The sequence below is a fragment of the Streptomyces sp. S07_1.15 genome, assembly GCF_020739505.1.
Classification (GTDB): domain Bacteria; phylum Actinomycetota; class Actinomycetes; order Streptomycetales; family Streptomycetaceae; genus Streptomyces; species Streptomyces xinghaiensis.
This window is the reverse complement of record NZ_JAJBZK010000001.1, coordinates 5,030,137-5,043,372: the sequence shown is the minus strand read 5'-3', so window position 1 is coordinate 5,043,372 and position 13,236 is coordinate 5,030,137. Positions and strand designations below refer to the sequence as shown.

Below are 13,236 nucleotides of genomic sequence, written 5' to 3'. Positions count from 1 at the left end.
AGCGGGCTTCCTCCGGGTACTCCTCGCTTCGGCGGTGCATGCCCCGGGGACACACGTCACGCCAGCCCCTGTACTGAGCCCGTCATCGGCCACCGCGTCGTGGGGAACAAGCAGTGCCGCACTGCACACCGCCGCTGCCGCCACCGGGAGGACGGGACGAGACCTCAGCATGTCCCCGCCTCGTGGAGGTACAGATCCTCCACTCGCCACATCCCGCTTCGCTGCCGCACGGTCGCATCGACGCGATGATGCCCGCCGGGCACATCGTTCTCGAGCTCTCCGCCCTCCGTGTACCGCAGCCAGTCGGTCGCATCGGCACAGTCCCGGATCACCACCTTCGCCGCCTGGCTCCTCTCCACCACGGGATCGAGATGAAGCCGCCCCTTCGCGACGAGCCCCTTCTTGCGGTTCTCTCTCATCATGTAGCGAAGCAACTCCAACGCCCCGGCAGACGCGTGGGCATGCAGCCTCGGATGCTTCGCGTCGGACGTAGCCGCAGCGGCGAGAGCGTCATCCCACATCGCCCGGTAGGCCGCAAGGGCTTCCCGGTGCTCGACAGCGCGTGCATCGAGGGCGCCCGGCGTCTCGCCGAACCTCTCCGACGGGGGCTCCGGATCCGACGAGGCTTTCGAGCAACCTGCCAGCAGCGCCCCGGAGAACGCCACACTCCCCAACGCCAGGATCGCTCCGGCCCGATGGCGTGCCATCCGCATCCCCGTCTCCCATCACCAGTGCAGCACAGGCGCTGCCCCAAGATAGGGGAGAAGGCCACGAATATTCGCGCAGTACGCTGGTCAATCACCCTCAAGAGGGGCAACCCCAGGGTCGCTTACTTGCATGAAGATCAGACGCACGGCGTGGATAGCCCGCGCACAAAGGGCTCTTCAGCCATTTGACCGAAGAGTCCTTTGCCGCAGGAACGTCTCCACAATGGTCAGGCAGATCTGCGACCCGGGAGAGGGCAAGGACTCTCCCGTTCCGTGGTCAGCGCTGATCGGGATCCGGGAGCCTCACCCAGGCAACCTTCCCGCTTTCCCACCCCTGGAACCCCCAGTGACCATGGGTGAGGTAATGCACGATGCGCAAACCTCGCCCATGTTCAGACAGCACTGCCCACAAGGCATCGGAACCACCACCGCGGTTCTCCTCCAAGGGTGAAATAGGATTCCCCTTCGAGTAATTCGGCAGTGGAGGAATTCGAGGATCTCCATCCTCCACTTCGCAGACGATTCCCTGCTCCTCACAGGGACGAAGACGCATCTCGTACGGCCCGACAGCGTGCTCGACCGCATTGGCGACCAGCTCAGATACAGCCCACACGACATCACTAGCTGCCTCACCAACACAGCCGAGCTGATCGAGGGCGCATCCCAGAGCAGTACGTGCCTGAACTGCAGCATTGTGGGTCTGGTCCGTCCAGCGCCACACCACAAACGGAAGCGGAAGCACAACACGGCCCTGTGTCATCGCCACCCTCCCCACACTGGACGACGGCGCCCGACAGCGCGATGCCGCCCGGGCCCAGGCTCCATACATGCGCGCGCGCCAAGGAGCACAAGGGGGCCGATAGCGCTCAGGAAGAGTAGCGAGAGCGAGGCCACAAAAACGCCATTAACCACGGTAGAACCTTTCGCTGATCGCGACTACGACGCGACCACCAAACCGTGGATCGATGAAGAGCGGAATACCACTCTCGGAAAGTTTTTCATGGACTTACAAACCCATGACGCCGCACTTCCAAGTGCCGGAGGCGGAGCTCACCCACCAGAATCATCCCAGGATACGAGGAACGCAGATTCAGCGGAAGAGAATCCAGGGTTTCTGGTTTCCAATCATGAGCCATGTCTTCCGCCCAGTCACCCAGAAGCTCCCCACGGCACTCGTACTTGCAGCGAGCCCGACACCGGGGGCATCTTGCGAGTGCCATGCCGTCCCTGCCCATTCCCCAACCCCTTCATGGCCCGCACCCGTCAATGCGGGGCCAACGCGGTGAGCTTCTTCGCCTCCAGACTGATGCGCGGACCATCCCCGCGGGTGCGGGGCCGACCTCCGGGCCCGTGCGCACAGCGCTGCACGTCGAGGACCATCCCCGCGGGTGCGGGGCCGACGCCGTTCTCGGGCAGGCTCATGCGGCGGCCTCCGGACCATCCCCGCGGGTGCGGGGCCGACAGGAAGCGGCGGCACTCCCAGTGCCGTACGCGCGGACCATCCCCGCGGGTGCGGGGCCGACACCACGATGCCGAACCCGGACGTGGAGGAGACGGGACCATCCCCGCGGGTGCGGGGCCGACGACGCACCCGCGCTCGCGGCCCGGCTCGACCGGGGACCATCCCCGCGGGTGCGGGGCCGACCCGCGGAGCCGTGAGCGGGTGGGAGAAGGGCCGGGACCATCCCCGCGGGTGCGGGGCCGACTCCAGCGCGGCCGCGCCGGGGGTGAACCCGCCGGGACCATCCCCGCGGGTGCGGGGCCGACGCGTCGCGGGTCTCCCGCAACCGCGGGCCCCACGGACCATCCCCGCGGGTGCGGGGCCGACACTTGCTGACCTGGGAGTTTACCCAGGAGGGGGCCCGATCTTATTCCAGTTCGATTTCAAAGCTCCTGAGAGCAGCAGTGGGTGCGTCACGGCGGTGCGAGGCCGCTGTCAGTGATGGCGCTTAGGGTAGCTCGCCAGTCCATTGAGTACTGGGGGTTCGCGGTGGGGCAAGGGGAGTTGGAGGAGGATCCGGAACTGGTCCGGATGCTGAGTGTGTTGTGGGGGAAGTCAGCGGAAAAGGCAGGCGGGAAGAAGAACCTCCTGTTGTCGCACCTGCTGGACACCGCAGCGGTGGCCGAACGCCTCTGGGATAGCTACCTGGCGCCATCGACCCGGGAACTGCTGGACGAGGTGGCCGGCGGACACGGCGGAGGGAGGAAAATCTTCTCCTGGCTGTGCGGGATTCACGATTGTGGAAAAGCCACGCCGGCGTTTCAGAGACTGTGGCCCGAAGGTGCGGACGTGGTTCGTACCGCCGGGCTGGGGTGGCATGAGGCGACGGCATCGAAGTATCGGTGGCGGCACGACTGCGCTGGCGGGTACCTGTTGCGGTCCCTCTTAACGGAGGCCGGGTGGCCGGATGAACATGTGGCGTGGGTGTGGCCGCTGGTAGCCGGGCATCATGGGCTGTTTCCGCGCGAGGACCGGTTGCGTCCGCCGGTGAAGGCTCGGGGACAGCTGTCCGGGGTTGGGCGGTGGCCGGAAGCGCAGCGTGCCGTGGTGGAGTACTTCACTCGCGAGTTGGGTTTTGCTGACCTGATGGGGGTAGCGCCGGCGAAAGCGCCATCGCGTGCGGCCCAGCTCCATCTCAGTGGTCTGGTGGTGATGGCGGACTGGATCGCCAGCGACGAGCGGCACTTCCCCGGGGTGGACGAGTTGGCCCGAGTGAAGCTGGAGAGCGCCCGTGAGCGGTCGGAGCAGGCCTGGGCGGCATTGGGGCTGCGTGGCGGCTGGGGAAAGCTGGCCGGGCCCGGACCTGGCGCGTTTGAGGAGCGCTTCGGGCAGGTGCCTCGTCCGTCACAGACGATGGTGATCGAGACGGCCCAGAGCATGGCAGCTCCTGGACTGCTGGTGGTCGAGGCGCCGATGGGGGAAGGAAAGACGAAGGCCGCGCTGCTGGCGGCTGAGGTACTGGCCGCGCGGTTCGGTGCCGATGGGGTGTTCGTGGGAATGCCGACGCAGGCCACCAGTGATCCGATGTTTTCTCAAGTGCGGCAGTGGGCGGAAAGAGTCGAGGAGGGGCTTGCGTCGCAGGTGGCGCTGTTGCACGGCAAGCGGATGTTTAACAGGGAGTGGCGTCGGCTGGTGGAGGGATCGGCAGACGACGTCGAGGCCCGGTTCGGCGGGGTCGATGAATACGGGGACTGCTGGGATGACGACCCGTACGGTCTTCAGGGGGCGAGCGGTGGCCGGGCGGCGGCGCTGGGGCCTGCGCAGTGGTTCCTTGGTGCCAAGCGGGGGCTGTTGTGCCCGTTTGTGGTCGGGACGATCGACCAGCTGTTGTTCGCGGCCACCCGCACTAAGCACGTGATGCTGCGGGTGGCCGGTCTGGCGGGCAAAGTCGTGATTCTCGACGAGGTGCACGCCGCAGACGTGTACATGTCGCAGTTCTTGATGGAAGGTCTTCGGTGGCTGGGTCAAGCCGGGGTCCCGGTGGTGTTGCTGTCGGCGACGCTGCCGCCCGACCAGCGCCGTGACCTGGTGTCCGCCTATCTGGCGGGGGCCGCGTCTCGCGAGGAGTACACCGCGCACGAGCTGCCCGTGCCGCGGGGATATCCGTCGGTCACGGCCGCTTGGGTAGCGCCGGAGGCCGGTGACATGCGGTTCTCGGTCGCCGAGTGCGCCGGCTGGCGTGCGAATCTTGAGGTGGCGGTGGAGCTGTTGCCCGAGTCGGTGCCGGGTCGGTCCGCCAGCCGTGAGCAGCGCAGGGCGGCGCAGGAAGCCGCCGACCGGGATGTCGCCGCGTTGCTGGAAAGCGAGTTGGGCGATGGCGGGTGCGCGCTGGTCATCCGCAACAGCGTGGGCCGGGCTCAAAGTCTTTTCCAGCAACTGCGTGAGCGGTTCGGTGACCAGGTGCGGCTGTTGCACGGACGTCTTGCTGTGGGGCCCCGGGCAGACCGTACGGAGGAGTGCCTGCGTCTGCTGGGCGCCCGGGCAGGAAACGGCGGGGGGCGTCCGCCACGGCTGGTGCTGGTGGCCACGCAGTTGGCTGAGCAGTCGTTCGACGTCGATGCCGACCTGCTGGTCACAGACCTGGCCCCGATCGACCTGCTGCTACAACGGGTCGGTCGCCTGCACCGGCACAACGGTGTGGACCGCTCCGAGCGACTCGCCTCACCGCGGGTGGTAGTCACCGGCTTCGGCACGGACCACGGGGCCGGACACACAGGTGGTTCCGGCGGTATCACCGATGCCGCAGCCCTCGACGGGCCGCGGCCGCGTTTTCTGGGGGCGTCGGAGTTCATCTACGGGCGCTGGCCGCTGATACGCGCCGCAGCGCTGGTGCGGCGCGCAGCCTTCGAAGGCGGGTGGCGGGTGCCCGGCCAGGTGCCGGCCCTGGTCGCCGACGGCTACGGCGCCTCGAGTGAGGTGGTACCACCAGCGTGGCGCGAGGACGAGGAGGAGGCTTGCCGCGCGTGGGAGGCCGAGCAGCAGGAGCGGGCCGAGCGGGCAGCCGGGTACCTACTGGCACGGCGCGGTGACCGGGAAGGGGCGACGTTGGCCGGGCTGCACTATGTGAGCCTGCCTGGATCCGGCGGCGACACCGACTTGGACGCTGTGGTCCGGGACGGGGAGCCCAGCACGGAGGTGATCCTCGTGGTGCGGAAGGGCGAGGTGCACCGGACGCTGTCGGGCCGTGTTCTGGGAGTCAACGGAGATGTTCCCGAGGCTCTGCTCGATGAGGTCCTCGGTGGGACGGTGCGGCTCCCTCCGCGCTACACAGCGCAGGTTGCTGAACAGTTGCGTCCGCTGCCCGGTTGGCTGGGACACTCGCGACTGCGCTTCAGCCCGGCCCTGGTCCTGGACGAGCAGAGGAGCTGTGTGCTGGCCGATAGGCGCCTGTCCTACGACGGCGAGCTGGGGCTTGTCGAAGAGGACACGGTGACTTGATCTTCCGTGAGGGTGCGGGCCGCCGCGGGGGCTGTTCCGCTCGGTGGGACCGAGAGGCTCTGCCGGGGGCGAGGCGCGTTATAGCTGGTGGTCTGCGCCGCCCTGCGGGTGGAAGCCCTGCGAGCGCGGGAGGTCTTGTACCACGGGATCAGAGGATGGAACAGATTCCCGCATTTTTCCTCCCCGCACCTCAGTGACCTGCCACACTGCAACTACCCCTTAGGGACAGAAATTTGAGGGATTGCTGTGTTATTTCACCTTCTCGATGATCCGTGGCTGGCCGCCAGCCCAGCGGGAGAGACAGGCGCCGACGGGTCGCGAGACGGTCAGGCAGCCACTGAGGTGGGAGTGCGGGAACTGATCCTGGATTCGCACCGGTTTCTGGATCTGGTGATCGGCCTGCCCACGCAGAAACCTGCCATCTTCCGGCAGGTGCTCCTGCCGGTCGTCGTCGACGCACTGGGCCGGCCGGCCGACGCCGGCGAGTGGACGGCCATGTTCCGGGCCGGGAAGTTCTCTGCCGGACAGCGCGAGAAGCTCACCGCCTACCTCGACGAGCACCACGCACGGTTCAGCCTGTTCGACCCGGACGACCCGTTCGCGCAAGTGGCCGGATTGCGGACCGCGAAGGGTGAGACCAAGAGCTCGGCGCTGCTGGTCGCCACAGCGGCCACCGGCAACAACGTGCCGCTGTTCTCTTCCCGTACGGAAGGCGACCCACCCCCGCTCACCCCGGCCGAGGCGGCGCGGTGGCTGCTGCACACCCATTGCTGGGACACCGCCGCGATCAAAACCGGCGCGGTGGGCGACCCACAAATGAAGAAGGGGAAGACCACCGGCAATCCGACCGGTCCGCTGGGTCAGTTGGGTGTGACCATGCCCATGGGGCGCACTGTCTTCGAGACGCTGCTGCTGAACATCCCCTACGGCCCGCCGCTGCTGTCCGACGACCTCCCGCAGTGGCGTCGCCGGGCCGCAGACGGCACGCTCGCAGACACGCTGTCGTGTGGGACGCCGGCCTGGCAGACCCGTGCCAGCCGTGGCCTGCTGGATGTGTGGACCTGGCAGTCCCGCCGGATCCGGCTCGTCCCCGAGCAGACACCGGACGGGCCCCGGGTGACCCGTGTGATCGTCGCTGCTGGTGACCGGTTGACCGCCATCCCCGACCATGAACCGCACACGGCATGGATCATCGACTCCGCCGGAGCACGAGCGAAGAAGACCGGTGGTGGCCGGGCCACTGCTGCGGTAGCCCGGCCGCGCCGCCACCAGCCCGGCAAAGCCGCCTGGCGCGGTCTGGAAGCGCTGCTGGCTGCGGACCGGGAGCAAAGCAACGCGACTGCGACCCGCGCCGGATTCCACACCAGCGTCCTCCTCAGCCAACTCAGCGTGACCCGTGAGCGGCTGCCGGCCACCTATCCACTGCAGGTGGAGCTGACCGGCATCACGTACGGCAACCAGTCCGCTGTGGTGGAGGATCTCTTCTTCGACACGATTCCACTGCCGTTGACCGCACTGGATGCCGACGGCATCCTCTACGGCTGCGTGCTGGAGGCCGCCGACCAGGCGGAGAAGCTCGCCACCACGGTCAACCACCTCTCCGCGGACGTACGGCGGGCCGCCGGCAGTGACCCCATCCCGTGGGACAAAGGACAGCGGCCGGGTGAAACCCTGCTGCACTCCCTCGACCCGCTCATGCGCCGTCTGCTGACCGGACTGCGCAAAGCCGGCGAAGATTTCGACGCAGCCGAGCGCGGTCTGCTGGCCTGGGAACACAAAGCCGCTGCCGAAACCTGGACGGTGGCCGAACAGGTGCTGTCCACCGCGGCACCCAGCACCTTCACCGGGCGAACCACCACGCACAACGGCAAGGAGCACACCTACCGGCTCAGCACCGCCGAGCGCGGCTTCCGGCGCCGCCTCGATGAGGTCCTCACCCGCCGGGCCGCCGAACGCAAGGCCGTCCGCGCCGCCGTTTCCCCAGATCCGACCGACGGTGAGGCCGACGACCTCACCTTTGAAGGGTGACCTCATGCCCGCCACTCCAGTCTCCGGTCGCATAAGCACCCCCACCACCGGACAAGCCCCCGGCACCGTGCCGACCGCACCGGCCCGCTACTACTGGGCCGAGCGCGTAACCGCACAGGGTGCTTGGCGTACCGATCCGAGAACCGGGCTGCTCATGGAGCCTCCGGGCCAGGACCTGGCCGCCCTGCGCTCCGGCCTGGGCCGCGGCGCCGGCACAGTGCCGGCCCTGTGGCCCTTCTACGTCACATGGTCCGACGGAGAAGCCTCCATCGACCTGGAAGCCGAGCACGCCGCGCTGTCGCTGTTCGGCCTCCATCAGCAAGGCCAGCGCCAGCCCATGCACCGGCCCGGCATCAAGGCTGGGGCAGCATTGCTTGCCCTGCGCACCAGCGGCCGCTTCAGCGAAGAGGCAGTGGACCGCCGGGTAGCCGCCACGGCAAACGCCACCTCTGTCCCCGCTCTGCTGTACCGGCTGCGTTCTTTGGTCACCCAACTGCGCACCGTGGGACAACCGCTGGACTACACCCTCCTGCTGCGGAACATCAAAGACTGGCACCACCCCGAGGCCCGCCAGCAAGTCCGCCGTGCCTGGGGCCTGGCCTATCACTCCCGGGACTCAGCAGCAGGAAAGGGACCGGAGAGGAACTCCTGAACCCCCGGGGACAGCAGACCACATTCCCTCGCTGAACACCGGTGCAAGGCGCGGCATCCGGCTCGGCTTCCTCCTTGGAGGACAGATGCGGCTGTGAGCACCTGCACGCGACGTGCACCACTACCCCGGCCGCTCCTCGCTCCCTGCACCGCTGCGCAGAAGCGTCCGCTTCCAGTCGGCCTGCCCACCACCACGCACTTACCCACGCCACTTTCCGGAGACCACCATGCCTTCTCGCCTGTACATCGACGTTCACGTTCTGCAGACCGTGCCCCCGGCCAACCTCAACCGCGACGACCAGGGCAACCCCAAGGAAGCCTTCTTCGGTGGGGCCCGCCGCTCCCGGGTCTCCTCCCAGGCGTGGAAGCGCGCCACCCGCCTGCACTTCGCCGAGCGGGTCCCCGAGCAGGACCTGGCCACCCGTACCCGCCGGATCGCAGGCAAGCTCACCGACCGCATCGCCGCAAACACCGGCCTGGAGCACGAAGCCGCGACCCGGCTGGCCGGTGCACTGCTTGCCCCCCTGAAGATCAGCGCCGGAAAGAGGGAAGGCGACACCGCCTACCTGTTCTTCTACGGTCGCCGCCAGCTCGAGGCGGTCGCCGATCTGGTCACCGACCGCGCGGCCGAGCTTGCCGCCCTGGACGATGCCGAGTTGGCCAAGGAAGTCGGTCAGTTGCCCGTGCAGGAGAAGTTCAGCGTCGGCCATCCTCTGGACGTGGCTCTGTTCGGCCGGATGGTCGCCGACATCCCCGCCCTCAACGTCGACGCCGCCGTCCAGGTCGCCCACGCCCTGTCCACCCACGCGGTGGAGCTGGAGTTCGACTACTTCACCGCCGTCGATGACGAGACCAAGAAGGACAACGAGACCGGCGCCGGCATGATCGGCACCATCGGCTTCAACTCCGCCACCCTCTACCGCTACGCCACCGTCGGCCTGCACCAGTTGATGGACAACCTCGGTGACGAGGACGCCACCGTCAACGCCGTCACCGAGTTCGTCACCTCCTTCGCCCGCTCGGCCCCCACGGGCTACGGCAACTCCTTCGCCCACCGCACCCTGCCCAGCCTCGTCGCCGTCGTGGCCCGCGCCGACCAACCCGTCAACCTCGTGTCCGCCTTCGAAGAGCCGGTCACGGCCTCCTCCGGTATCACTACCGCCTCCGCCCACCGCCTGGCCCGCGAACACGCCACCGCCACCCACGCCTGGGGAGACACCCCCGCCTTCAGCGCCGTGTGCCACACTCTCTCCCCCGAAACGGGCAACACCGCCGGCCTTCTCCAGGAAGCCTTCGGACAGACGGTCACCTTCCGCGAACTTCTGACCGACCTGCGGGCCCACCTGGCCGATGCCGTCAAGCAGGCCACCCGATGACCGCCACTCCCGCCCCACCGGACGGCAACCGGGATGGCCAAGCGGCGCTCCTGCTCCGCCTGGCCGGTCCGCTGCAGTCCTGGGGCGACCGCAGCACCTTCAACCGCCGCGAAACCCGGCCAGAACCCACCAAGTCCGGAGTCTTGGGCCTCCTGGCCGCCGCAGCCGGCTACGCCCGCGAGGATTCCCTCGGCGACCTGCTGCCACTGCGCCTGGGGGTCCGCGTCGACCAGCCCGGCACCCTACTGCGGGATTACCACACCGTCAGCGACTACCGCGGCCGCCCACTGCCCCAGGCCGGGGTGTCCGCCAAGGGCGTCCAAAGACCTACCTCACCGGCCAAGAACACCCACGTCACCACTCGCTACTACCTCCAGGACGCGGTCTTCGTCGCCGCTATCGCCGGACCAACCGACCTGCTGACCACCTTGGACCAGGCCATCAGGGCACCCGCCTTCCCTCTGGCCCTGGGCCGCCGGTCGTGTCCGCCCACCCAGCCCCTCAGCCTGGGGCTGCGCACCGGTGACCTGAAGGAAGTACTGAGCAACGAACCGTGGCAGGCCCGCGACCGAACCCGTGAACGCTACGCCCGTCGCCTGGGCCGTGAACGCGGCCTCGGCAAGCCGGCGTATCCGGCCCGCATCGACCGCTCGGCCACCGTGGAAGACGCGCAGGGTGACGACATCGTGCACGACGTCCCCCTCTCCTTCGACCCGCACGGGCGCGGTTTCACCAGCCGCCGGGTCCGCCACCACTGGCTGAGCATCCCCACCGGCTTCCGCCGAACCGACACCACAAACAGCCCTCCGCCCGACGCCACAGCACACGACCCCTTCGCCCTCCTGGGCTGGTGACCGCCATGACCTACCTGTCTCGCATCCGCATCAACCCTCTGCGTGCACAGAGCCGCACTCTGCTGGCCAACCCCCGTGCCATGCACGGCGCCATCACCGGCGGTATCACCGGCACGCCCGAGGACGAGCGCATCCTGTGGCGCCTGGACGCCGATAACCCCCACCGCCCCCATCTGTACGTCCTCACCCGGTCCAAGCCCGACTGGACCCACCTGGTCGAAGGTGCCGGATGGCCGGACGCGGACGGTCATCACGCCGCTGTTCGCGACTACACCCCCTTGCTCCAACAGATCGCCACGGGACGTGAGTTCGCTTTCCGCCTCACCGCCAGCCCCACCCAGAACACTCACGCACCGAACAAGCCCACCCCCGCTCAGACCGCCCGTCTGGCCACCGAAACCCCGGACAAGCGGCCGCGTGGCCTGCGGATGGGCCACCGCACCGCCGCCGCGCAACTCCACTGGTTCCTCACCCGCACCGAGAAGTGGGGCTTCACCATCCCCGACTCCCGCACCGACCAGCCCGCCCCCGGCCTCGTGCCCTCCACACCTCATCCCGTCCCGGACAAGGCGCCCCCCTGGGAGCCCAACCCCGCCCGTGATCTCCGCATCACCGAACGCCGCCGCCGCTCCTTCACCAAGGGCGGCAAAGGCCCTCGTATCACCTTCCACACCGCCTCTTTCGAAGGCTGTCTGCGGGTGACCAACCCCGCTGCCTTCACCAACAGCCTCCTGGGCGGCATCGGCCCCTCCAAGGCCTACGGCTGCGGCCTGCTCACCCTCGCTCCTCTCCCGGAGCGGAAAGGCTGAGCCGTGGCCGACATCTGGTGGAAAGCCGACCCGCACGACCTGCACCGCATCACCGACCGTGTCTCAAGCGTCTATGTGGAGCGAAGCCACCTGGACCGCGACGAGAACGCCGTCGTCATCATCAACAAACGCGAAACCGTCCGCGTCCCGGCCGCCATGATCGCCGTCATGCTGCTGGGACCCGGCACCCGCGTGACGCACGGCGCCGTCCGCCTCCTCGCCGACTCCGGCACTGCCGTGTGCTGGGTCGGCGAACAGGGCGTCCGCATGTACGCCGCAGGACTGGGGCCCAACCGCAGTGCCGGACTCCTCCACCGCCAGGCTTGGCTGGTCACCCGCCCCAAGGAGCGCCTCAACGTCGCACGCGCCATGTACGGCATGCGCTTCCCAGGCGAAGACGTCTCCAGCGCCACCATGCAGCAGCTCCGCGGCCGCGAAGGGACCCGCTTCCGCAAGCTCTATCGGCACCACGCCGCCCGCACTGGCATTCCCTGGGACGGCCGCGTCTACAAGGCCGGAGATCCCTTCGCCGCCGGTGACGACCTCAACCGACTGCTCTCCGCCGCCAACTCCGCTCTCTACGGCATCTGCCACGCCGTCATCGTCGGGCTCGGCGCCAGCCCGGGACTCGGCTTCGTCCACACCGGCGCCGCCATCTCCTTCGTCCTGGACATCGCCGACCTCTACAAGGCGGAGTACACCATTCCGATGGCCTTCGATCTCGCTGCCCAAGGCCTCACCGAAGAACGCGACGCACGCATCGGCCTCCGAGACGAAATCGCCGAGACGAAGCTCCTGGGCCGCATCGTGCGCGATGTCAAAGCGCTCATGTCCCCCGAGGGCACCGAATTCGACACTCCGGAGACCAGCGAACTCTGGGACGAACACCTCGGCACGGTAGCCGCCGGCGTCAACTGGGCCGACCGCTCCGCAAGGTCCCGGACACCCATGGAAGCAAACGGCGAACCTGGCCATGCCTCTCCCCTACCGGCTGACATGGGTGAACAGCACATCGCGGTCATCGGCCCCGAACTCGATCAGTCCCCATCCGCGGATAAACTCAGATGACCGTCATCGTTCTCGTTGCAGCCCCCGAAGGACTACGCGGCCATCTCACCCGGTGGATGGTCGAAGTCAATGCCGGCGTATTCGTCGGCAACCCCAGCCGCCGTGTCCGCGACCGCCTATGGGAACTCCTGGCCAGCCGCATCGGCGACGGCCAAGCCGTCCTCGTCGAACCGTCAGCCAACGAACAGGGCTGGGCGGTCCGCACCGCAGGCCGCGACCGCTGGCGCCCCGTCGACTACGACGGCCTCATCCTCTCCGCACGTAACCGGCGATGATCCCACGCACCAGTCCGGTTAGCACCGGCCGACGCCACCCGCCCTTGAACCCAACTAAAGGAAAACACGCCTCTGCGGAGACATAACCCCAGGTCAATAAGCGTCGGCCCGCACCCGCGGGGATGTTCCACGCCGAGGCGGCGCGCCGCGCGGGCATCAACGTGTCGGCCCGCACCCGCGGGGATGTTCCCCGGCACCGCGTGGTCGCGGATGCGGCCAAGGCGTCGGCCCGCGCCCGCGGGGATGTTCCGACGGCCTTCAGCGGCTGCTGCGGGCCCGCTATGTCGGCCCCGCACCCGCGGGGATGTTCCGCTCGCGATCGTGCGCGCCATCCGGTCGCTGCAGTCGGCCCCGCACCCGCGGGGATGTTCCCTGGCGGCGCAGGTGCAGGACATGGGTGGAACGGTCGGCCCCGCACCCGCGGGGATGTTCCGCCCGGCCCGGCCGCACCGGTCGAGCACCCGCCGTCGGCCCCGCACCCGCGGGGATGTTCCTTCATTCGGGAGCGCGTTTTCCCGGGTGCTCGGGT

The 13,236-nt window shown here is 68.4% G+C and carries 10 protein-coding genes and 2 CRISPR repeat arrays (1 of these 12 only partly in view); of the genes, 8 read left to right on the top strand and 2 right to left on the bottom strand.

Going from position 1 to position 13,236, the window contains the following annotated elements:
* Window positions 1-164 precede the first annotated feature (164 nt).
* Window positions 165-713 carry a hypothetical protein gene (locus LIX60_RS21585; protein ID WP_227959961.1) on the bottom strand — a complete coding sequence of 183 codons (549 nt, stop codon included), beginning with the start codon at window positions 711-713 and terminating at the stop codon, window positions 165-167.
* Between the two features lie 271 nt (window positions 714-984).
* Window positions 985-1,467: an ATP-binding protein gene (locus LIX60_RS21580; RefSeq protein WP_227962856.1), complete on the bottom strand. Its 483-nt coding sequence runs from the start codon at window positions 1,465-1,467 to the stop codon at window positions 985-987.
* Window positions 1,468-1,958: 491 nt separating this feature from the next.
* Window positions 1,959-2,535: direct repeats of the CRISPR family, unit length 28 nt; unit sequence GGACCATCCCCGCGGGTGCGGGGCCGAC.
* 177 nt (window positions 2,536-2,712) lie between these two features.
* On the opposite strand from LIX60_RS21580, the gene cas3 reads away from it, so the two are divergent.
* From cas3 to cas2e, 8 genes are all read left to right on the top strand, one after another.
* A complete protein-coding gene (gene cas3 / locus LIX60_RS21575) occupies window positions 2,713-5,646 on the top strand; it encodes a CRISPR-associated helicase Cas3' (RefSeq protein WP_308101712.1) in 2,934 nt (977 codons plus the stop codon).
* Window positions 5,647-5,892: 246 nt separating this feature from the next.
* Entirely contained in the window at window positions 5,893-7,674 is a 1,782-nt protein-coding gene (gene casA / locus LIX60_RS21570; RefSeq protein ID WP_227959960.1) for a type I-E CRISPR-associated protein Cse1/CasA, read from the top strand.
* Window positions 7,675-7,741: 67 nt separating this feature from the next.
* Complete coding sequence (gene casB / locus LIX60_RS21565) at window positions 7,742-8,326, top strand: type I-E CRISPR-associated protein Cse2/CasB (protein ID WP_227959959.1); 585 nt, start codon at window positions 7,742-7,744, stop codon at window positions 8,324-8,326.
* A 226-nt stretch (window positions 8,327-8,552) separates the two neighbouring features.
* A complete protein-coding gene (cas7e, locus tag LIX60_RS21560) occupies window positions 8,553-9,701 on the top strand; it encodes a type I-E CRISPR-associated protein Cas7/Cse4/CasC (RefSeq protein ID WP_227959958.1) in 1,149 nt (382 codons plus the stop codon).
* Complete coding sequence (gene cas5e / locus LIX60_RS21555) at window positions 9,698-10,555, top strand: type I-E CRISPR-associated protein Cas5/CasD (RefSeq protein WP_227959957.1); 858 nt, start codon at window positions 9,698-9,700, stop codon at window positions 10,553-10,555. Before cas7e ends, cas5e begins: the two co-directional genes overlap by 4 nt.
* 5 nt (window positions 10,556-10,560) lie before the next feature.
* Window positions 10,561-11,364, top strand: a complete 804-nt coding sequence (cas6e, locus tag LIX60_RS21550) for a type I-E CRISPR-associated protein Cas6/Cse3/CasE (protein WP_227959956.1) — start codon at window positions 10,561-10,563, stop codon at window positions 11,362-11,364.
* 3 nt (window positions 11,365-11,367) lie between these two features.
* The gene (cas1e, locus tag LIX60_RS21545; protein WP_227959955.1) at window positions 11,368-12,432 is read left to right on the top strand and encodes a type I-E CRISPR-associated endonuclease Cas1e; all 1,065 of its coding nucleotides are present in this window, start codon (window positions 11,368-11,370) and stop codon (window positions 12,430-12,432) included.
* A complete protein-coding gene (gene cas2e / locus LIX60_RS21540; protein WP_227959954.1) occupies window positions 12,429-12,707 on the top strand; it encodes a type I-E CRISPR-associated endoribonuclease Cas2e in 279 nt (92 codons plus the stop codon). The genes cas1e and cas2e overlap by 4 nt, the downstream gene beginning before the upstream one ends.
* 101 nt (window positions 12,708-12,808) lie before the next feature.
* A CRISPR array of direct repeats spans window positions 12,809-13,236; the repeat unit is 28 nt; unit sequence GTCGGCCCCGCACCCGCGGGGATGTTCC; it runs 689 nt beyond the window's last position.